The 21,163-nt window shown below is 68.2% G+C and carries 16 protein-coding genes; 5 read left to right on the top strand and 11 right to left on the bottom strand.

Features of this window, described 5'->3' with window-relative positions; all coding sequences use genetic code 11:
- Window positions 1–5 precede the first annotated feature (5 nt).
- From AB0B82_RS00550 to AB0B82_RS00500, 11 genes are read right to left on the bottom strand one after another with little or no spacing between them, the layout of a single operon-like run.
- Entirely contained in the window at window positions 6–779 is a 774-nt protein-coding gene (locus AB0B82_RS00550) for an enoyl-CoA hydratase/isomerase family protein (RefSeq protein ID WP_360160874.1), read from the bottom strand.
- Window positions 772–1,860: an extracellular solute-binding protein gene (locus tag AB0B82_RS00545; RefSeq protein WP_360160872.1), complete on the bottom strand. Its 1,089-nt coding sequence runs from the start codon at window positions 1,858–1,860 to the stop codon at window positions 772–774. Before AB0B82_RS00545 ends, AB0B82_RS00550 begins: the two co-directional genes overlap by 8 nt.
- Window positions 1,857–3,044, bottom strand: coding sequence for a CoA transferase (locus AB0B82_RS00540; protein WP_360160870.1), 1,188 nt, complete (start codon window positions 3,042–3,044; stop codon window positions 1,857–1,859). Before AB0B82_RS00540 ends, AB0B82_RS00545 begins: the two co-directional genes overlap by 4 nt.
- A complete protein-coding gene (locus AB0B82_RS00535) occupies window positions 3,041–3,790 on the bottom strand; it encodes an SDR family NAD(P)-dependent oxidoreductase (RefSeq protein WP_360160868.1) in 750 nt (249 codons plus the stop codon). The genes AB0B82_RS00540 and AB0B82_RS00535 overlap by 4 nt, the downstream gene beginning before the upstream one ends.
- Before the next feature lie 16 nt (window positions 3,791–3,806).
- Window positions 3,807–5,657, bottom strand: a complete 1,851-nt coding sequence (locus AB0B82_RS00530) for a right-handed parallel beta-helix repeat-containing protein (RefSeq protein WP_360160866.1) — start codon at window positions 5,655–5,657, stop codon at window positions 3,807–3,809.
- 4 nt (window positions 5,658–5,661) lie between these two features.
- The gene (locus AB0B82_RS00525) at window positions 5,662–7,518 is read right to left on the bottom strand and encodes a right-handed parallel beta-helix repeat-containing protein (protein ID WP_360160864.1); all 1,857 of its coding nucleotides are present in this window, start codon (window positions 7,516–7,518) and stop codon (window positions 5,662–5,664) included.
- Window positions 7,519–7,545: 27 nt separating this feature from the next.
- The gene (locus AB0B82_RS00520; RefSeq protein WP_360160862.1) at window positions 7,546–8,340 is read right to left on the bottom strand and encodes a hypothetical protein; all 795 of its coding nucleotides are present in this window, start codon (window positions 8,338–8,340) and stop codon (window positions 7,546–7,548) included.
- 19 nt (window positions 8,341–8,359) lie between these two features.
- Window positions 8,360–10,285, bottom strand: coding sequence for a hypothetical protein (locus AB0B82_RS00515; RefSeq protein WP_360160860.1), 1,926 nt, complete (start codon window positions 10,283–10,285; stop codon window positions 8,360–8,362).
- Window positions 10,282–11,160 (bottom strand): carbohydrate ABC transporter permease, encoded by an 879-nt coding sequence (locus AB0B82_RS00510; RefSeq protein ID WP_360160858.1) that lies wholly within the window; start codon window positions 11,158–11,160, stop codon window positions 10,282–10,284. Before AB0B82_RS00510 ends, AB0B82_RS00515 begins: the two co-directional genes overlap by 4 nt.
- Window positions 11,157–12,026, bottom strand: a complete 870-nt coding sequence (locus AB0B82_RS00505; protein WP_360160856.1) for a sugar ABC transporter permease — start codon at window positions 12,024–12,026, stop codon at window positions 11,157–11,159. The genes AB0B82_RS00510 and AB0B82_RS00505 overlap by 4 nt, the downstream gene beginning before the upstream one ends.
- Window positions 12,023–13,318: an extracellular solute-binding protein gene (locus AB0B82_RS00500; protein WP_360160854.1), complete on the bottom strand. Its 1,296-nt coding sequence runs from the start codon at window positions 13,316–13,318 to the stop codon at window positions 12,023–12,025. Before AB0B82_RS00500 ends, AB0B82_RS00505 begins: the two co-directional genes overlap by 4 nt.
- Window positions 13,319–13,494: 176 nt before the next feature.
- Here AB0B82_RS00500 and AB0B82_RS00495 point away from each other — a divergent pair, with 176 nt between their 5' ends.
- The 5 genes from AB0B82_RS00495 (at window position 13,495) to AB0B82_RS00475 (ending at window position 21,147) form a co-directional block, all read left to right on the top strand.
- Complete coding sequence (locus AB0B82_RS00495; protein WP_360160852.1) at window positions 13,495–14,610, top strand: FCD domain-containing protein; 1,116 nt, start codon at window positions 13,495–13,497, stop codon at window positions 14,608–14,610.
- Entirely contained in the window at window positions 14,603–15,541 is a 939-nt protein-coding gene (locus AB0B82_RS00490; RefSeq protein ID WP_360160850.1) for an amidohydrolase family protein, read from the top strand. Before AB0B82_RS00495 ends, AB0B82_RS00490 begins: the two co-directional genes overlap by 8 nt.
- A complete protein-coding gene (locus AB0B82_RS00485) occupies window positions 15,463–17,910 on the top strand; it encodes a glycoside hydrolase family 95 protein (RefSeq protein ID WP_360160848.1) in 2,448 nt (815 codons plus the stop codon). The genes AB0B82_RS00490 and AB0B82_RS00485 overlap by 79 nt, the downstream gene beginning before the upstream one ends.
- Window positions 17,907–20,669 (top strand): hypothetical protein, encoded by a 2,763-nt coding sequence (locus AB0B82_RS00480; RefSeq protein ID WP_360160846.1) that lies wholly within the window; start codon window positions 17,907–17,909, stop codon window positions 20,667–20,669. Before AB0B82_RS00485 ends, AB0B82_RS00480 begins: the two co-directional genes overlap by 4 nt.
- 118 nt (window positions 20,670–20,787) lie before the next feature.
- Window positions 20,788–21,147, top strand: a complete 360-nt coding sequence (locus AB0B82_RS00475; protein ID WP_360160844.1) for an HIT domain-containing protein — start codon at window positions 20,788–20,790, stop codon at window positions 21,145–21,147.
- The last annotated feature ends 16 nt before the right edge of the window (window positions 21,148–21,163 follow it).

The following is a 21,163-nucleotide window of genomic DNA, read 5'->3' as shown; positions in this document are numbered from 1 at the left end:
GGTCGTCACCTTCCTTCGAAGTGTCCGGGGCGCCGCTCGGCGAAGGCGGCTCGTCCTTCGGCGGCGTCCTGGGTGCCGAGGGCCACGGCCTGCAGTTCGCGTTCGTACTGGATCGCGGCTTCGAGACCCATCGAGCGGGCGGCGCGCAGGTTCGCCTTGGCCGTGGCGGCGGCGACCGGCGGGCGGGACGCGATCCGGTGGGCCAGTTCGGTGGCGGTCGGCAACAGCTCGCCGGTCGCGACGACCTTGCTGACCAGGCCGATCCGGAGCGCCTCGGCGGCGTCGATCGGGTCGCCGGTGAGCAGCAGCAGCGCGGCGTCGGAGGCAGGGACCGAGCCGGCGAGCAACGCCGTCACTCCCCCGCCGCCGATCCACCCGAGTTTGATTTCGGCCGCCGCGAACGTGGCCGTCGACGCGGCGATCCGGATGTCGCACGACAACGCCAGCTCCAGGCCGCCGCCGTACGCGTAGCCGTTGACCGCGGCGATCACCGGCGTGCGCAGCGACCGCAGCGCGTCGCAGTAGTCGCGGCGGTTCCGGAAGTCCCACGGCCCGTCGTAGCGGTCGAGCTCGCCGACGTCGGTGCCGACCGAGAACGCCCGCTCGCCCGCGCCGGTCACCACGACCGCGCGGATCGAGCGGTCCGCGTCGATCCGCGGGATCAGCTCGAGCAGCTCGGCGCTCATCGAGCGGGTCGCCGCGTTGAGTTTCGCGGGGCGATCCAGCGTCAGGACGCCGACGTTCCCGTCCTGCTCGAAGCGAATTCGCCCGTCAGCCATGGCGTACCTTCCGATAGTCGTGTTCGATCCGGTCCACCGCGACGGCCGGATCGTCGTCGTTGCCGAGCAGCCCGCGGACCCGCTCGGACAGGTCGTCCTGGAACGCGATCCAGCCGTCGAAGCGCGGCCGGATGTACGACGTCCGCAAAGTCGTCAGCGTGGCGGCGTAGTGGCCGTTCCAGGCGCGATCAACCTCGGGCGACTCCCACACCGCCTGTGTCGCCGACTGGCCGCCAACGCGAGAGACGACGTCGAGCTGGGTGCGCGGGTCGAGCAGGCCGCGTGCGTACTTCGTCACCGCCAGCACCTTCGAGTACGCGCGGGGCGTCACCGCCAGCCCAGTACCGCCCAGGGTGGCGTTGCCATCGGCATCATCCGGGCGCAGCCTCGGTGCGGCACCCCAGGCCAATGCAGCCCGCCCGCTCGTTGCCTGCCCGTAGGAGGCGTAGCTGTAGACGAGCGGGCAATACGTCGCCTCGCCGGCTGCCAGCAGCTCATGCACACCAATGGGGTTCAGCAGCGGCTCCGGGCGGCTGCTGGACCAGACTGCGCGTAGGACGCACAGTGCCTCTACAGCGCGGGTCTTGTCGAGCAGGTGCTGCCCGCTGCGGTCGCCGGCGAGTCCCAGCAGCATGAGGCCGGCATGCGGACCTGCAACGCACAGAACGACCTCTGGCGTCTGCAGGACGTCGGACCAGCTCGCTGGTGGCGTAGCGAGTCGGTCTGGTCGGTAGACGCACGCCTGGGTGGCAGCGTCCAGCGGGAGCGCAAAGCCATGCCCCTCCAACTGGTAGCTCGCCCAGGTCGGCTGGACGGCCTGCGACTCCCACACCGCCAAGTCGTCCTGGGCGAACACGTCGTCAACGGGCAGGAGCGCGCCTGCCTCGATCGCCGCACCCAGGCCGGGGTGGTCGACCACCAGCAGGTCGTACTGGTCGGCCAGCTCGGCCAGCGGCGTCGACTCGAAGCCGGACAGCGGCTGGCGATCCCAGCTCACTGAGACCTCAGGATGCTCGTACGCCTCCAGCGGCCGGAAGCCGCGCGGATGGTCCCAAGTCAGTCCTTTGAGTACTGCGGTCACGGCGTCACCACGGCGCCCTGCTCCAGCAGCGCCTGCCTCCGCTCCGGCGGTATGCCGAGCTCCGTCAACAGCTCGTCGGTGTGTTCGCCGACCAGTGGTGCCGGCCGTCGCACCTCGGCCGGTGTCCGGCTGAAGCGGTACGGGAAACCGGGTGTCGTGACAGCGCCTTCCGTCGGATGGACGTAGGTCACGAAGGACTCGTTGTGCAGTACCTGGGGATCTGTGCGTACGTCGTCGTACGACAGGACCGGCCCGCACCAGACGCCGCGTTCCCGGAGCTTGTGCAGCCAGTACTCCGTCGACTCGCGGCGGAGCGCTGCCGACACCGTCGCGGCGATCTCGTCGCGCCGGGTGAAGCCGTCCCGCTCGGCGTCCAGTAAGGCCAACTGGGGAGCACCGAGGACCTCGGCCAGCACAGGCAGGTTCGCGAAGGCCAGCGAGAGGTACCCGTCGGCGGTGGTGAAGATGCCGTACGGCGCGCGGATGTAGCTGTGCGCATGGACCTGTGCCGACCGCGTCTGCGGCACACCGCCGACGGCGTGAACCGACAGCTCCTGCATTTGCAGGGCGATCACGGCGTCCAGCATGTTGACCTGCACGAGTTGTCCCTCGCCGGTGCGCTCGCGGTGCAGCAAAGCCGCCAGGACACCCTCGAACGCGCTGTACGCCGTGACCGCATCAGCCAGGAAGTACGGCGCTGCTACGGGCGGCTCGTCGGGGTGACCGGCGCTGAACAGCGCACCGCTCATCGCCTGCACCAGGAGGTCCTGTCCGGGCCAGTCGGCGTACGGACCGCTCTCGCCGTACCCGGAGATCGACACGTAGACCAGGTCCGGCTTCAGAGCACGCAGGGTGTCGTAGTCGACGCCTAGCCGGGCAGCCACGCCAGGGCGGTAGTTCTGCAGGAAGACGTCTGCGGTACGGACCAGGTCGTACAGGAGTAGACGCCCCGCGTCCGACTTGAGGTCCACGGCCAGGCTGCGCTTGTTGCGGTTCAGCGACAGGAAGGACGCGTTGACCTCGTTGCCGACGGCACCACCGGCCGCCGTGTGGCGTTGCCATTCACCGTTGACCGGCTCGACCTTGATCACATCCGCACCGAGGTCACCCAGGCGCATCGCGGCCAGTGGGCCGGCCATCGCGACGGACACGTCGAGCACGCGGTACCCGTCCAGGATGGTCATTGCGCCGTCCAGCCCGCGTCGACCGGCAGCACCGCACCGGTGATGAACGACGCGTCGTCACTGGCCAGGAACGCGATCGCCGCCGCGACCTCGGCCGGCTGCCCGATCCGGCCGAGCGCGTGGTGCCGGTCGACCATCTCCTGCATCGCGCCCGGGTCGTCAGCACCGCCGACCTTGCCGTTGCGGATCAGCGGGGTGTCGATCAGGCCGGGCGCGACGCAGTTCGCGCGAACGCCGTCCCGGCCGTGGTCGAGGGCCATCGCGCGGGTCAGGTTCTCCACGCCGGCCTTCGCCGCGCAGTACGCCGACCTGTTCCGCTCCCCGACCGTGCCGATCGCCGACGAGATCGTGACGATCGCCCCACCACCCTGCTCGACGAACCGTGGCAGGACGGCGCGGCACGAGTTGTACACACCGGTCAGGTCGACGTCCAGGATCGTCCGCCATTCCTCCGGCGAGGTGTTCGGCACCGTGTCACAAACGTCCACCCCCGCCGCACTCACCAATACCTGCACCGCACCAACAGCCGCCACCACCTCCAACGTCTGCTCGAGATCGGTCACGTCCAGCTCGAACGCCCTTGCGGCGTCCAGTTCGCCGGCCAATCGTTGTGCGGCCGCGGCGTTGCGGTCGCAGAGGACGACCTGGGCGCCTTCGGCGGCGAGCCGGCGGGCGGTGGCCGCGCCGATCCCGGAGGCAGCTCCGGTGATCAGCGCGACCTTGCCCTTGAACCTTTCGGTATCCATACAGTCCTCAGAACCTTCAGGGCTTCTCGTAGGGGAACGACGGCAGGACCCCGATCCGGTCGTACTCGAGCTTCGACTCGTCGAAGCCGTCCTCCCAGCTGACGTTCGAGAACGTGTCGCAGGGCCCGGCCGACGGCCCGTGGTACGGGTCGTTCGCGGTGTTCGTCACCTTGATGTCGGAGAACGCGAACCCGCAGCCGCCGAAGTCCATGTGCACGCCGTACGGCTTCGAGTCCGGCATCGACGGATCGGCGTTCGCGTCGTCGATGATCATTTGCGACACCACCGCGTCCGATGGGTACGGCGGTTCGTTGCGGACACCGTACGCGTAGAACGGACCGGTGTCGCCGCTGTCCTGCGCCAGATGCGACAGCCGCACGTACTTCACCGTGTTGCGACCGGTGTAGTTGTCCGCGTTCGGGATCTCCGGCCGCGACTCGATGCTGATGCCGTACCGCGCGCCGTGCTCGACGACGGTGTGACTGACCTCGTTGCCGCCGCTGTTCATGATCTCGACGCCGGCCGAGTCGCCCGGCACCAGTTCACCGATGTGGTGCATGTAGTTGTTGGTGAACGTGTTGCCCTGGGCAAGATCACCTTCACCGGGCCAGCCGCCCTCCACCTTGATGCCGTCGTTCCCGAGGTGCTCGAACAGACTGTCCGACACCGTGGTCCGCTCGTTCGCGAACAGCAACTCGATCGCGGTGAACCCGGTCTGCTGCAGGTGCAACCTGGTCAGCTTCACCCCGCGCGTGTTGGTCAGCGTGATCGCGCCCCAGCGGTTCCGCGGCAGCTCGATCTGGGTGTCGTACTTCGGGTACTTGTGCTTCAGTCCCGAGTCGCCCGTCCCGTTCCAGCCGTACCGGTACCACTCCATGAAGTCGGTGTGCTGGATCGTGAAGCCGTCGAGCGTCAGATTCTGCACCCGGTTCGCCGGTGCGGAGCCCGCAATCGAGAACACCTGCGTCTGTGTCGGCCGATAGACCGTCACGCCGTCCATCGTCCCGCCGGACGGCTTGTAGTACAGCGTTTTCGCCGGGTGGTCCAGGTAGTACTCGCCGGCCTGGTCGAGCAGGCTGAGCGAGTTCTGCACGAAGTACCGCGACCCGCCGCCGGAGTTGATGAAGCCGTAGCGTGCCGGGTACACCAGCGTGGTCCGCCGCTTGGTGAAGTTGATGTCCAGCATCGGGATCGTGTCGGTGAACCAGGACCACGAGCCGCCCGACCACACCGTCACCTGCGCCGGCCACGACGTCCCGAGCCGCAGGTCCCACGACGGGTCGATGTCGCCGGTGTTGAACCCGAGCTGGTCGCGCACCGCCTCCTTGGTCGGGTCGAACAGGATCGACCGCAGGTACGGCGCCCACTTGTCGTCGGACTCCCGGTTCGGGTATCGCGCCGTCGTGGCGCGCTTGCCCTCGGCGTACAGCGTGTAGAACGGCTGGTCGACGTCGACGGCGGTCTTGAAGATGCCGTCCTTGTACGGCGTCCACCCGGTGACCTCCTGCCCCGCTTCGAAGACGGCCTTGCCCGGCCCGTCCACGCTGCGATACGTCACGTTCGAGTCGCGCGCGTCGAACGTGATCGTCCTGTCCACCCGGTAGGTGCCGGCCTTCAGGTTCACCACCGGCGTACATCCGGAGTGCCCTCGGAGCCGCAGCGTGTCCCGCGCGTGCTCGATCGTCTGCCACGGCTTCCGCTCGGTGCCCGCGGCGGAGTCGTTGCCGTTCGGAGCCACCCAGTACGTCGAGCACCCGGTCTGCCCGGTCGGCGCCGCACCTGCTCCGAGCGCCGACCCGCCGAAGACCGCGGCGGGCACCATCACCCCGACCGCCAGTCCGATGATCAGTCCTGATCGTGTCGACATCTAGTCACCGCCCTTCCACGTCGTACGGGAAGGTGGGCAGTACGCCAATCTTGTCGTACTCCATCTTCGATGCGTCGAAGCCCTCGGCCCAGTCGGCGTTGGTCACCTCGTTGCACTGGTACGACTGGTACTTCTGGTCGGTCACCTGTCCCACCTGGACGTTGCTGAAAGCGAAACCGCAACCGCCCGCGTCCATGTGCACGCCGCGTGTCCCGCCGGCGTCCGGCATCGACGGGTCCGGGACGACGTCGCCGATCACCATCTGGTCGACGGTGTTGGTCACCGGGTGCGGATCCTGGTTGTCCACGCCGTAGGTGTAGAAGGCGCCCATGTCACCGCTGTCCAGGCCGACCTGCTCGAGCTTGATGTACTTGAACGTGTTGCCGCTCGCGTACTGGTCGCCGTCGACTACCTCGGGTCGCGACTCCAGGCTGATGCCGTAGCGGGCACTGTGCTGCACCTGGACGTTCGTGACGGTGTTGTTGCCGGTGTCCATCAGCTCGATACCGGCCGCGTCGCCCGGGACCAGCTCGCCGACGTGGTCGATGAACACGTTCGAGATCGTGTGGTGGTTGCTCAGGTCACCTTCACCCGGCCAGCCGCCTTCCACCTTGATGCCGTCGGCACCGAGGTTCTCCAGCAGGCTGTCGGTGATCGTGGTGTGGTCGTTGGCGAACAGCAGGTAGATCCCCGTGAAGCCGGTGTCGGACAGGTGCAGCCGGCTCAGGTCGATGTTGCTCGTGTTGGTCAGCGTGATCGCGCCGAACCGGTTTCGTGGCATTTCGATCTGCCGGTCGTACTCCGGGTATTTGTGCTCCAGCCCGGCGTCACCGGCCGACACCCAGCCGTTGCGGTACCAACTGACGTAGTCGGAGTACTGCACGCCGATGCCGTCGAAGGTCACGTCGCGCAGCCGGTCCTCCGGCGACTTGCCGGCCAGGTTCAGCACGGTCTTCACCGTCGGCCGCAGCACCTTGACGCCGTCCATGGTGCCGTTGCGCGGCTTGTAGTAGACCTCACCGGCCTTGAAGTCGACGTAGTACTCACCCGGCTGATCGAGGAAGCTCAGTGAGTTGTGGAAGAAGTACCGCGATCCGCCGCGACTGTTCACCATCGCGTAACGGGTCCAGTACTTCAGCGTCGTCTGCGTCTTCTTGAAGTTCGTGTCCAGCAGCGGGATCGTGTCGGTGAACCACGACCACGAGCCACCCGACCAGATCGTCACCGATGCCTGGCTCAGGTCCCAGGTGGCGTCCCAGTCGCCCGGGTTGCCCCACAGCCAGTTCCGGACGTCCATCTTGTCCTCTTCGTAGAGGATCGACGTCAGGTACGGCGACCACTGCTCGTCACTGCCGCGGTTCGGGTAGCGGGCGTTGGTCGCGCGCTTCCCGTCCTCGAACAGCGTGTAGAACGGTTTGGTCTTGTCGAACGTCGTCTTGTAGATGCCGTCCTGGTACGGCGTCCACCCGGTGAGCTCCTCGGCGCCCCGGAGGTTCGCCTTGCCGGGACCGTCGACACTGCGGTAGACGACCCGGTGGCCGTTCTTCCCGGAGTCCCGCTGGTCGAGGTCGATCGTGCTGCCGACCGGGTAGTCGCCGGCCTTCAGGTTGACGGTGAGGTCGCAGTTCATCCGATCGTTCAGGTGCTTGGACCGGATCTCGTCACGGGCCCGGGTGACGGTCTTCCACGGGCTCTTCTCGGTTCCCTTGGCGGTGTCGTCGCCGGTCGGCGCGACCCAGAAGGTCTTGCAGTCGGCGGCACCGGCGGGCTGGGCGTTGAGCTGGACGGCGGCTACTGTCACCAGGGCAGCAGCGACCACCCCGGCGACCGCGCTGAGCGATCGCCTGGTTCGTGTGGACATGGTGGGCGGGGTCCTCTCTCGGGGAGGTCAGGCGCCGGCGTTGCCGTTCTCGGATCGCCAGCGCTCGTACTCGAGACGGGTCTTCTCGGTCAGGGGGTAGTAGTCACGCAACGGGGCGCCCTCGTCGATCCGGCGCCGGCTGAACTTCTCCCACTCGTCGTGCTCGGCGGCCGCCTGGACGACGGACTCGGCACGCCGGCGGGGAACGACGACGGCACCGTCGTCGTCGGCGAGCACCAGGTCTCCCGGCAGCGTCAGGACGCCGCCGACCGCGACCGGGACGTTGTACGCCCACGGGAACAGTTCGGACTGGGAGGCGTAGTGCGGGGTGGCTCCGGTCGACCAGATCGGGACGTCCAGCTGTGACACCCGCGGGACGTCGCGGATCCGGCCGTCGACGACGATGCCGGCGCCGCCGCGCAGCTTGAAGTAGCGGACCAGCATGTCGCCGAAGCAGCCGGTGGTGTGGCTGCCGTAGGCCTGGACCACCAGGACGTCGCCGGGCTGGATCTCGTCGAGCACGGCCCACAGCGCCGTACTGCGCTCGATGTACTCCTGGCTCTGCCCGTCGGCGATGTCCTCACGCTGTGGCATGAACTGCAGGGTCAGCGCGCGGCCGACCACCTTCTTGCCCGGAAACATGCTGGTCGGACCGTCGACGAAGGTCCGGCGGATGCCCTGGTTGTGCAACCGGGCGCAGGCGGTGGCCGACCCGATCGCGGACAGCCGCGACACCAGGTCCGGGTCCGGCGCCGGCGGGGTGTCGCCGCGCACCGGCAGATCCCAGACAGGTGTCACCGGAGCTTGTTCCGTGCTGCTCATAGATCTCCTCGGTGTTCGATCAGTCAAGCGCCAGATGAGTGGCGCGGTAGGTGTTTCTGGTCAGCCGCAGGTCCAGCCGGATCTTCCGGCCGGGCGGCATCGTCACCTCGAGCCTGTTGCCGCCGACAACAACCGTGCGCCTGCCGACGGCCGGCGGTGTCGAGGTGTACGCCGGTGACGGCCCGGGGTACTCGCCTGTCGCCGTCGACACCGTTGCCTCGTCGATGCGGTCCGTACCGAAGCTGCCTGCCTGGACGACGACCCGCCGGGTCTGTGTCGCGGACAGGTTCACCAGTTCCAGCCCGGTGCGGTCCGGTTCGACCGTGTCGACCAGTGCGGCGACGTCCGGAGGGAGGCCGGGGCGTCCACGATCCGCGTCCAGGTACAGGACACGCAACGGGAGCAGGCCGCCGTTGTAGAGCAGCTGCGGGGTCCCCGTGGTCAGTTGGAGCAGCGCCTCGGTGGCTACCGGATTGTGGCGCTGCCAGTGATGGATGTTCAGCTCGGCCGGGTCGACCTTGTCGACAGCCATCAGGTCCATCCGGCGCTGCACCTGCGACAGCGCGACACCCAGCATCGCCTCCGGGTACCCGGGGTTGTCGCCCACCAGGTACGCCAGCCACGGCGCCTCGTGTCCAGCGTCCTCCTTGTTGCGGAAGTCGCGCACAGTCCGCCAGTCGTAGCCACTGCGTCGGCGCAGGTTCGACAATCGGTCCCGGTCCGCCGCGTCGAACGCCGCCTGCCACAGCCAGATCGGTAGCCCGAGCTGCGGTGGCTGGTAGTCGAACCACCCGTCGTCGTTGTGGCGGTTCGGGATCAGCAGCGTCGGGTTGGCGCAGTCCTCCCCCAGCTCTGCTTCCCACCGGTCCCGGATGCTCAGCTCGGTCTCGTCCACAGCGCCGTCGATGCCACGCTCGTACAGGTGGTCCAGCAACTGCCTCGCGAAGTCCAGCCGCTGCGAGTCACCGGTCAGTACGACGCCGTTCAGCGCCGCGACGCATGCGGCGGAGCCGACGCTGTAGACACCGTGCGGCCAGTTCCAGCCGTAGTTGCCGCCGTACCAGCGTCCGTCGTGCAACTCCCCGATGATGCCGTTCGGACCGACGTTGTCGGGCAGCAGGCCGCCGTTCGCCGCGGCCCGCTCCTCCCACGCGTCCAGGTACTCCAGGGTCCAGGCGGCGAAGCGGTCACTGTGGTCGTACAGCCAGGCGTTCGCGGTCAGGCTGGTCGCGGCGAGGTTGACTGCGGTGTCACCAGCACCGAGTCGGCGGATCATCTCCGCGCCCATCAGCTCCGCGTTCGCCGGGTCCTTGAGGTCGTCCCAGCCGCTGATCCCCGGGACACCGGACAGCGGCAGCCCGAAGATCTTCATCTTGTCCTGGTCGGCCCCGAACGTCCGCCACTCGTCGTTGATGCCCCACCGCGGACCACCGGCGCCGTTGTGCGGCGCGCGGATCGTCCGGGTTCGCGGGTCGTAGTTGGCGGCCGGCGAACCGGGCAGGTACAGCTCGGCGAAGCGGTAGGCACGCTCGCGGAACACCTCGTCGGACGGGTCGGCCGCGCACAGCGAGTAGAAGAAGATCATCGACTCGCCGATGTGGAACCAGTCGTACCCGCGCTCGAACTCGTCGACCAGAAAGCCCAGGTCGGTGAGCTGGCGGGTGACACCTTCCCAGTGCCATTTCGAGACGTCGATCAGATCGTCGGCGCCGCCCAACTGGTAGAGCACCGGCCAGTTGACGAACGCCTCGTAGAAGTCGTCCGCGCCGTCACGGCTCTGCATCGGTCCGGCGTAGCGCAGGCCGCCGTCCGGCAGGCAGTAGCGTTCGCGGAACAGCCACCAGCCCTCGTCCATCACGTCGAACAGGCGGCGTTGCATGATCGCCCAGGCCGGCGGTACCCCGATCGGGATCTCCGCGACGACCCGTTGCGTTGTCTGGTTCATCCTTTGGTCGCTCCCGCGGTCAGGCCGCTGATCACGTGCCGCTGGAGCAGCACGAAGACCACCAGCAACGGAGCCACTGCGAGCAGCAGCGTCGGGAACACCACCGTGTAGTCGGTGGAGTACTGGCTCACCGCGGCGTACACGCCGGTCGTCACGGTGTAGAGACCACTGCCCGGGCCGAGGATGATCTGCGGGTTCACGAAGTCGTTCCAGACCGAGAACGTGTTCAGGATGACCATCGTCACCACCGCCGGCTTCATCAGCGGGAACACGATCGACCAGAACACCCGGTGCTTGCCGGCCCCATCGACCGCGGCGGCCTCGTCCAGGCTCGCGGGGATCGTCATGATGTACCCGGCGTACAGGAAGATCGAGAACGGCAACGTCAGCGTGGTCTCGAACAGCACGAAGCCCGGGATCGTGCCCATCAGCCCGAGGAACTTCAGCGTGTAGACGACCGGGATCACCAGCACCTGGCTGGGGATGAAGGTCCCGGCGACGAACAGCAGCAGGAGCATTCGGTACCGGCGTTCGCTGCGCCGGGCGATCACGTACGACACCGGGCCGGCCAGCGCCACGGACAGCACGTTGACCGACACCACGAACAGGACCGTGACGGCGTACCCCTTGGCGATGTTGAAGTCGGGGTTGGTCGCCGCCTTGCGCAGGTACTCCGTGGTCAGCTGATCGGGCGCGAGCGAGAACGGGTGCGTGAGAATGTCCCGCTGCGACTTGAACGCGCTCACCACGAGCAGGTACATCGGCACCAGCATCAGCACGCTGGTCACGAGCAGGAACGCGATCCGTCCCCACCCCCTGGTCCGTAGCGGCTTCAGCTGCATCGTCGCCACGCGCGGCATCCGGAGTGCGCTCATGTCTGCACTCCTTGGTCGGCGCGCGAGCGCAGCTTCGCCACGGTGAGGGCGAGCCCGGCGGTGATGACCATCAGTACGACGCTCTGCGCCGACCCGAAGCCCAGTGCGTTGTTGTGGAACGAGTCCCACAGGATCAGGTACGCCGCGGTCTGCGTCGATCCGGCCGGGCCGCCGCCGGTCAGCGAAACCACCAGGTCGTAGGTCTTCAGCAGCGTCACCAGTGACAGCACCAGGTTGACAGTGACGACAGGTGCCAGCGCGGGCAGCGTGACGTTGCGGAAGGTCTGCCGCTTGGACGCCCCGTCGATGCGCGCCGCCTCGAGCAGATCCTTCGGCACGGTCTGCAGACCGGCCAGGTAGAGCACCACGTTCACCCCGAACCCGGCCCACACCAGTACGGCGATCAGACTCGCGAGCGCCCATCTGGGGTCGGAGAGGAAGGGCAGGACCTCGGCGCCCTTCGACGTGAGCCAGCCGTTGACCACACCCGACGTACCGAGGACCGCGCTCCACAGGAAGCCGACGACCAGTGCGCTGAGCACGTGCGGGTAGAACAGCACGATCCGGAACAGCGCGTTCAGCCGGGACGCGCCGTTCACCAGCAGGGCGAAACCGAGGCCGAGAACGCTGAGCAGGATCGTGCCCACCACGGCGATCAGCAGAGTCACCCACCCGGCGCGGATCGCTTCCTCGCTCTGGGTCAGGTTGACGTAGTTCTTCAGGCCGACGAACGCCGGGTTCGCGCTGTAGCCGTTCCAGTCGGTCAGGCTGAGGTAGATCGACAGACCGACCGGGACGACCAGCATGACGACGAACAGCACCAGCGCGGGGCCGACCATACTGAGTGTCGTCAGGCGGGCTCTCACGATTTCGAGCCCATCCAGGCGTCGATCCGGGTGGCGACGTCCTTTGCGCTCTTCCCCGTGTAGAGGCTCTGGACCGCCTTGTTCCACTCACCGTTGAAGCCGGACGGCAGCGTGCTCGCGCCGTACCCCTCACCCTGGGCGACGTGCTTCGGCGCCTGGTCGAGGATCTCCTGCACCTGCTTGCCGAGCGGCGACAACTTGTCGGTGAAGCCCTTGCGGAAGTTGCCGTCCTGCGCCAGCTGGCTCTGGACCGCGTCCTTGTCGGTGACCAGGTACTGCACCAGCTTCACCGCGAGGTCCCGCTGCTCGGTCGACTTCAGCACCATGTACGGCGCGGCCATCGTGACACCCTGCGGTCCGGGCGACGGCTGCCCCGGCTCGGTCGGTGCGGCGAACACGCCGAGGTCGAAAGACGGTTTCGCCTCGTCCGCCGTCCGGACGAACCAGCTGCCCATGATGTACATCGCGGCCTTGCCGGACAGGAAGTTCGTCTGCGCGCCGACGTCCTTCAGCCCCAGTGCGTTCTTGTCGACGTACCCGTTCTTGATCCAGGACTCGTAGCGCTCCAGCAGCGGCAGCATGGTGTCGCCGAGCTTCACCTGCTTGGAGTTGACCTGCTGGTACCAGTCCGGGTACTTCGTGGCAATGGACGGATCGCTGAGCTGCAGCAACTGCAGGCCGGTCACGTAGTCACCGGCGGTCTGCAGCGGCAGGTAGCCGGCCGCCTTGAGCTTGCCCATCGCGGCGGTCAGCTCGTCCAGGTTCCTCGGCGGTGCGCTGATGCCGGCCTTGGCGAACGCGTCCTTGTTGTAGAACACCAGCGACTGCGCCTGCTGACCGACGCCGACGGTGTAGACCTTGCCGTCGAGCGCGGCCTGCTCGACCAGCGGCGTGTCCTTCGTCCACGCCTGGTCGGTCAGGTCGAGCATCTGCGGGGCCAGCACCTTGTCGGCCATCAACGTCTCCACGACATCCGGTGCGTTGCCGGCCGCGAGCAACTGCGGCAGCGTGTCCTTCACGCCGGATCCGGTCGGAGCCTCGATCTTCACGTCGACGCCCGGGTTGGCGTCCTCGAAGGGCTTGACCAGCCCCTCCCAGTAGCTCTTGGTGAGGTTGGGGGTGATGTTGACGAGCATGCGTACTTCGCCGGTGCTGCCGCCGGCAGCGCCCTTGTCGTCGCTGAAGCCGCCACCACCGCACCCCGCCGCGCTCACCAGAATCGCGGCGGAGGCCAGCAGACCGAGCGTGCGACGGGCGGAACGCCGTGTCGTGCGCGGTACCGAACGAGCCATTCCGGGTCCTCCTCGGATCGTCCCGGCGTCGGGGGCGGCCGGGCGTCGTTATCGAGTGACGATGCAGAGCGCGGCGGACAGGTGTCAACGTTTACGCGGCAAAGTGGACGTCGTGAGTCAGAAGTCCGTGAATGAAAGGGTTGGCAGAACCCTGTGAACGGGGACACGATGCAGCCATGCCCGATGCCGGAAGACCGAAGTCTCCGCTCACCCTGTCGGTGGCCGAGCGGACCGCACTGAGCCAGCTGGCCGCCGCGCCACGGACCAGTGACGCGATGCGTTTGCGGGCCCGGATCGTGCTCGCGAGCGCGGAAGGCCGCTCGAACAAGGCTGTCGCGGACCTCCTCCAGGTCACGCCGGGCACCGTCGGCAAGTGGCGGCGCCGGTTTCTCCGGATGGGCATGGCCGGTCTGGACGACGGGATGCGCAGCGGCCGGCCGCGGATGGTCGACCGGGTCCAGCTCGGTGCAGTCGCGGCAACATCGATGGCCGATTCCGGACACCGGCCCTCGACCCGCGAGCTGGCGGCGACGTACGGCGTCTCGCAGTCGACGGTTTCGCGGCGGCGCCGGGAGGAGATCCAGCACCACCGCTCCGGCACCGGCATCGTGGTCGGCAGCGGCCGGCCGCCCGCGCCGGCGTCGCCCGACCCGGAGCTGCTGTCCGACCGGGTCTACGAGGCGATCCGCGGCTGGATACTGTCCGGCGAGCTCGCGCCGGGGATGCGGGTGGTCGAGTCCGAGATCGCGCGGGTGCTCGGCACCAGCCAGACGCCGGCGCGGGAAGCCGTCCGCCGGCTGGCGCACGAGGGGCTGGTGACCTACCGGCCGCGGCTGGGGAACTTCGTCACCGAGATCTCACAGGTCGAGGCACGCGAGGCACGGGAGGTTCGGGTGCTGCTCGAGTCCGCAGCGGCCCGGCGGGCGACCGGACATGTGCCGACCGAGGAGCTGGATCTGCTCCGGATCGAGGTTCAGCGGATGAGCGAGGCGGCCGAGCACCACGACATCGGCGCGTTCCGCGAGGCCGACCTGCGGTTCCATCGCCAGGTGCTGGCCACCAGCGGCAACTCGATGCTGCTGAAGGTCTGGCGCACGCTGGAGCCGGCCCTGTGGAACCTGCAGGTGGTGTCGAACGCCATGTACGCCGGCGACTGGGGCTTGATGGCTCGCCGCCACGTCGACCTGATCGAGGTACTGACCGGCACCGACCCCGAGGACTCCGCCCGGCTTTTCGCCGCCCACGCCCGGGGCGAAAGCTCCATCACCCGCCCGGCCGCCCACCATGACTGACGACCCAGAGATCGACGCCCCAGAGATCGACGGCCCAGCGATCGACGGCCCAGAGATCGACGGCCCAGCGATCGACGGCGCCGTGCTCGACGCGCATGTGCACGTCTGGGAGCTGTCCCGGCGCGCGCTTGCCTGGTTGCCGTCCGGTCATCCGCTGCGCCGCGACTTCACGCTCGAGGGCTTCACCACCGATGTCGTGCTCGTGCAGGCGGACGCGGATCCCGCAGAGGTCTGGGATCTCCTGGCGTTGGGGCAGCAGGACCAGCGGGTCGTGGGCGTGGTGGGTTGGTTCGACCTGCTCGACGTACCCGACCGCTGGCCGGACGACCAACTGCTGGTCGGCGTCCGGAGTCCGCCGCACGATCAAACCGATCCTGAGTCGATGACGGCTCCCGCGCATCTGCGTGGGGTACGCGCTGCCGCTGAGGCCGGGCTGGCGATCGACCTTCTGCTGCGGCCCTCCGCACTCATCGGCGCCGCCCGGCTCGCCAACGCCGTACCGGGCGCCCGTCTTGTCCTGGACCACCTTGGTAACCCCGACCCCTCGTCCGCAGCCGCCAACGACGACTGGCTGACCGGGATGCGGGCGCTCGCCGAGTGCCCGAACGTCTCCGTCAAGCTCTCCGGCACCGCCCACCTCGCGACCGACGCCCTCCGCGCACTGGTCGACGTCGCCCTCGAACTCTTCGGCAGTCAACGGTTGCTGTTCGGCTCGGACTGGCCGGTGTGCACGCCGGCCCGTTCCCGCGCGGAGGTGCTCCGCCGAACCACCGCACTGCTCCCACCCGCGACGCACAACGACGTGCTCCGTGGCACCGCCCAGCGCATCTACCGCCCCAGGGAGACCGCCCCATGTCCGAATACACCAGACGCCAGGTCCTCCGGACCGCAGGCGCCGCAGCCGGCACCGCAGCGGTCGCCGGCTCCTTGACCGCACCACTCACGGCCACAGCTGCTCCTGCTGCTACCGCCGGGCCGCCGCCTGGCAGTGACACCAACCCGCTCAAACTCTGGTACACCTCTCCCGCCACCGAGTGGCTGCAAGCCCTTGCCGTCGGCAACGGGCGCCTCGGCGCCATGGTGTACGGCGGAACCGCCGCCGAGCAGCTGCAGCTCAACGAGGACTCGATCTGGGCCGGCGGCCCGCACCAGTACGACGACCCGATGGGCAAGGAGGTACTGCCCGAGATCCGGCGACTGATCGCCGAGGAGAAGTACCTGGACGCGCAGAACCTCGCCGAAGAACACTTCATGGGCCGTCCGACCGAGCAGATGCAGTACCAACCGGTTGGTTACCTAGACCTCGCCTTTCCCGGCATCGACGCCGCGGCGGTTACGTCGTACCGCCGGGAGCTCGACCTCACCACTGCGATCACCTCGGTCAGCTACGAGCACGCAGGGGTGCGCTACACGCGTGAGGTGTTCGTCAGCCATCCCGCACAGGTTCTGGTACTGCGGATGACCGCGAGCAGGCGTGGTGCACTCACCTTCACCACGTCGTACAGCACGGAGCAGGCTGCAACGCCGGCGACGTACGACGAGCGCACGCTGGCGCTGAACGGCATCAGCGGCGACGCCGAAGGGCTGACCGGCTCAGTGAAGTTCTGCGCGTTGCTGCGGGCATTCACCGAAGGCGGTACGACGACGGTCGCGGACGGCACGTTGTCGGTGGCAGGCGCGGACGAGGTCACGCTGCTGCTGTCCGTCGGCACCAGCTACCGCAACTACCTCGATGTCAGCGCGGATCAGGTCGCCCGGGCCGCGGCGCCGCTGACCGCGATCGGCCGCCCGGCGTACGGGCGCCTGCGCCACGACCACGTCGACGACTACCAGCGGCTGTTCGGCCGGATGGACGTCGACCTCGGTACGTCGGACGCGATCGCCCTGCCGACAGATCAGCGCATCGCGGCGTTCCGCGACGGTGGCGACCCGCAGCTCGCGGCGCTGTACTACCAGTTCGGCCGGTACCTGCTCATCTCCAGCTCACGCAGCCCCGGACAACCGGCCAACCTGCAGGGCATCTGGAGCTACAAGATGCTCCCGGAGTGGCAGTCGAAGTTCACGCTGAACATCAACTGCGAGATGAACTACTGGCCGGCCGGTCCCGCCAACCTGGCCGAGTGCTGGGACCCGCTGTTCGCGATGACCGCCGAGTTGGCCGAGTCCGGCGCCCGCACGGCCGCCGCCATGTACGACGCTCCCGGCTGGGTCGCGCACCACAACACCGACGGCTGGCGTGGCACCGCACCGGTCGACTTCGCGTACTACGGCGTCTGGCCGACCGGCGGGGCCTGGTTGTCCCTGCTCTTCTGGGAGCGGTACGAGTACACCGGCGACCTGGAGACACTGCGCAGGTACTACCCGGTGCTGCGTGGGTCGGTGGAGTTCTTCCTCGACCAACTGCAGACGGACGCGGCAACGGGATGGCTGGTGACCAGCCCGTCGCATTCACCCGAGGTGAAGCACCACGAGATCGACGACGAGGGTGTGAGCACCTGCGCCGGTCCGACGATGGACGTCGAGATCTTGCACGACCTGTTCAAGGTGTTCGGACAGGCGGCGGCCCTGCTCGGCAAGGACCCGGCGATGGCGGCAGCCGCCGCGGCGGCGAAGGCGAAGCTGCCGCCACTGCAGATCGGGTACCTCGGCCAGCTCCAGGAGTGGCTGATCGACTGGGAGGAAGCCGCGCTGGAGTCGAGCCGGCACGTCTCGCACCTGTGGGCGGTGTTCCCGAGTGACCAGATCACACCGCGCAGGACGCCGGAGCTCGCCGACGCGGCCCGCAAGTCGCTGGAGCTGCGTGGACCGGCGGTGACGGCCGGCTGGTCGCTGGCGTGGAAGCTGAACCTGCGGGCCCGGCTGCTCGAGCCGGACAACGCCTACAAGCACCTGACCCAGCTGCTCGCTCCCGGGCGGACCGCTCCGAACATGTTCGACCTGCATCCGCCCTTCCAGATCGACGGCAACTTCGGCGGTGTCTCCGGCATCACCGAGATGCTGATGCAGAGCCACTCGGGCGAGGTCGCGCTGCTGCCGTCGCTGCCGTCGGCGTTCCCGACCGGCCGGGTCCGCGGCATGCGCGCCCGCGGCGGGTTCGACCTGGAGTTTTCGTGGTCCGACGGGCAGTTGGTCAAGGCAACGATCAGGTCGCTGCTCGGCAATCGGCTCCGGCTGCGGACAGGGGTGAAGGCCGACGTGAAGTCGTCCGCCGGTCCGGTGGCGTTCGCCCGGCCCGAGGACGGTGTGGTCGACTTCCGCACCCGCCGCGGCGTCGACTACTTCATCGAGGCGCGGTCATGAACGCGCTCCGGTTGACCATACCCTTGCTGGTCGCTCTGCTGACCGTGGGCGCCACCTCCCTGCCTGCTGTCAGCAGCACGCCCGCCGAAGACGAGACGACCGCCTGGCACGACGGTGCGCTGCAGGGCGACACCGCTGGGCTGGTGTCGCGCTCCGACCTCGTGCAGGAGGGGCCGGCGTGGCGGACGTATCAGGCGATGCCCCTGGGGAACGGCGTGCTTGGCGCCGCAGTGTGGGCCGAGAAGGGGTACAGCGCCCAGCTGAACCGGGTGGACACCTTCCCGGACCTCAAATCCGCAGGCCGCCTCGTTGTCCCCGGTCTGGACCCGTTGATGCGTGCCGACGACTACAGCGGCCGGTTGGCGCTGTACGACGGGCAGCTGGTGCAGAGCGGTGGCGGGATGACAGCGCGCTCGTACGTGCGTGCTGACGCCGACCAGTTCGTTCTGGAAGTGACGGGCGCTGATCCGTCACGTGCGCAGACAGCTGACCTGAAGCTGTGGCCCGGTCGCACGCCCTCTGCCAGCGCAGTAGGTGCGGTTGCTGCTCTGGCCGAGACATTCCACGACGAGGCGTCCGGAAGCGTCACCGGAGCTGTAGCCGCGCTGACGGCACAGGCGCGTGGTGTGAAGGCTGCCGTGGTCGATCCGCTGACCGTACGGCTCACCTTCCGCCCGCGCGCGGACGGCAGCTACCGGATCGTTGTCGGCGTCCCGTCGTACCGCGGTGGTGAGCTGCGGACCATTGCGCACCAGGCAGTCCAGAAGGCAGTGCAGGAGACGCCGAGTCGCCACCTGCAGTGGTGGCACGCGTTCTGGGCGAAGGCGGCCCCGCTGCGGATCACATCGGCCGACGGCTCCGGTGAGTACGTCGAGAACCTGCGCACGCTGCAGCTGTACACGATGGCCGCGTCGATGCGCGGCGACGTACCGAGCACGCACGGCGCCGTCGTCCGGATGTTCTCGTCGTCCGGGGACCAGGCGGACTGGGCGCAGGACGCGTACTGGCACTTCAACCTGCGGATGCTCGTGTCGGCCAACCTCGGTGCAGGCATCGGCGAGCTCAATGCGCCGTACTTCAAGTTCTACCTGGACCGGGCGGAGCTGATGCGCGAGTGGACGCGGACGCACTGGACCGGCGGCGAGGGACTGTGCCTGCCCGAGTTCATGCGGTACGACGGGACCGGCGACGGCTGCGACAACAAGCAGGAGCCCAGCTGGACGCGGCGGATCCTGACGAGTGGGCCGGAGCTGGTCAACAACATCTGGCAGCAGTACCGCTACACCGGTGACAAGGACCTGTTGAACCGCAGCTACCCACTGATGCGGGACGTGGCGCGGTTCTACCTGTCCGCGATGACCACCGGGGCGGACGGCCTGCTGCACCTCGAGCACGTGAACGCGCTGGAGGTTCAGTGGGACACCAGCGACCCGGTGCCCGATCTGGCGGCGATGCGGGTGATCTTCCCGATCGTTGCCGACCTGGCTGCGTCGCGTGGCGACACCGCGCTGGCCCAGCAGCTGCGTGACGCGGTCGGCAAGCTGCCACCGTTCCGCACCGTCCAGCGTGGCGGTGAGGAGGTGCTGGCGTGGTCCGGTACCGACGAGGAGGCACACAACACCCAGAACCCGGAACTGGAGGCGCTCTGGCCGTGGGGACTGTTCCACGAGACATCGGAGTTGATGCAGGCGACGTACCGGCAGCGGGTGTACCCGCAGGACAAGGACTGGGGCATGGACGCGACCTGGGCTGCACGGCTCGGGCTGCCGGACGAGGTGAAGCGGATGCTGCTGAAGGGCATCGCCGACTTCCAGATCTTCCCGAACGGGTTCACCGTCCACCGCACCGGTCAGGAGCCGGTGCGCAACCGGAGCTTCTACAACGAGTGGGGCGGTGTGCTGAGCACCGGTCTGCAAGAGGCGCTGGTGCAGTCGTACGACGGCGTTGTCGACGTCGCGCCCGCATGGCCGAAGGACTGGGACGTGGCCGGCTCCGTAGAGATCGAGGGCGGGCACCGGATCAGCACGGAGGTCCGTGACGGCGTACCGACCGTGGTTGGCATCCAGGCCGGTAGTCGCGAGACCCTGAAGCTGCGGAACCCGTGGCCGGGTGAGGCGGTCCGGGTGGTCGACACACGCGGTCGGGTGGTCGTTGCAACGACGTCCGACGACGTGCTGACCGCGGCGGTGACTCCGAACAGTTCGTACACGCTGGAGCGGGTCGCCGTACCGCTGTCGTCGTTCACCTACGCACCACTGACGGGGGAGGCCGCGACGTCGGTCAAGACGGTCGGGAACCGGGTGCTGGGCATCAGGGCCAGCGAGCCGCCGCTGCTGAGCAACCTGGTGTCCGTCGAGTCGCCGGAGAAGCTGTCGAACCTGGTGAAGGCGCAGCCCGGTGCACCGATCTACGTCGACCGCAGCTACACGATCACCGACCTGCCGGACGAGCTCAGCGGTCAGGCGCTGGTGCAGGGCTCGAACGACGACTCCAAGGCGACCGGACCCGACGACTACCTGCGGCTGCGGTTGACCGGACCGGCGAAGGTGTACGTCGCCTTCGACCCACGCGGCGAGAACGCGTGGTGGCCGGCGTGGTTGTCCTCGTACACCCGCACCGGCGAGACAGTCGGCACCACCGACCAACGCCTGATCCTGTTCGAGCGGGACGTCCCACCCGGCGAGCTGTTCCTCGGCGCCAACTCCGCCGTCCCGGGCCAAGGCAACTCCAGCTACATCACCTTCGTGACACCCAGCTGATGTGATACCAAGCTGAGCATGTTCAACCACGCTCCCGACGACTACGACTGTCCGTTCTGCCGTCTGGTCGCCGGCGCGGAGGACGACCTCACGGCGCAGCACGACATCGTGCTGCGCCGTGAGCACGCCTTGGCCTTTCGTGGCCTCCTGGTGGTGGCCGAACAACCTGGGCCACGTCCTGGTCATCCCCACCGCCCACCACGAGAACCTGTACGACCTGCCGGCCCAGTCGGGCCACGCGGTACACGACGTCGTCCGCGAGGTCGCCATCGCCATGCGCACGTCGTACGGCTGCACCGGCATCTCTACCCGCCAGCACAACGAACCCGACGGCTACCAGACGGCGTGGCACTACCACGTGCACGTCTTCCCGCGTTACCCCGACGACAACCTCTACAACAGCAGGCGGCTGCCGACTCCGGCTACGGCCGCGGAGCGGGAGCCGTACATTCAGCGTCTGCTCGGCTCTTGTGACTGATGTGTGCGTAGTGACT

Source organism: Kribbella sp. NPDC048915 (genome assembly GCF_040649595.1).
Taxonomy (GTDB): domain Bacteria; phylum Actinomycetota; class Actinomycetes; order Propionibacteriales; family Kribbellaceae; genus Kribbella.
This window is presented reverse-complemented; position numbering and strand designations above follow the sequence as displayed.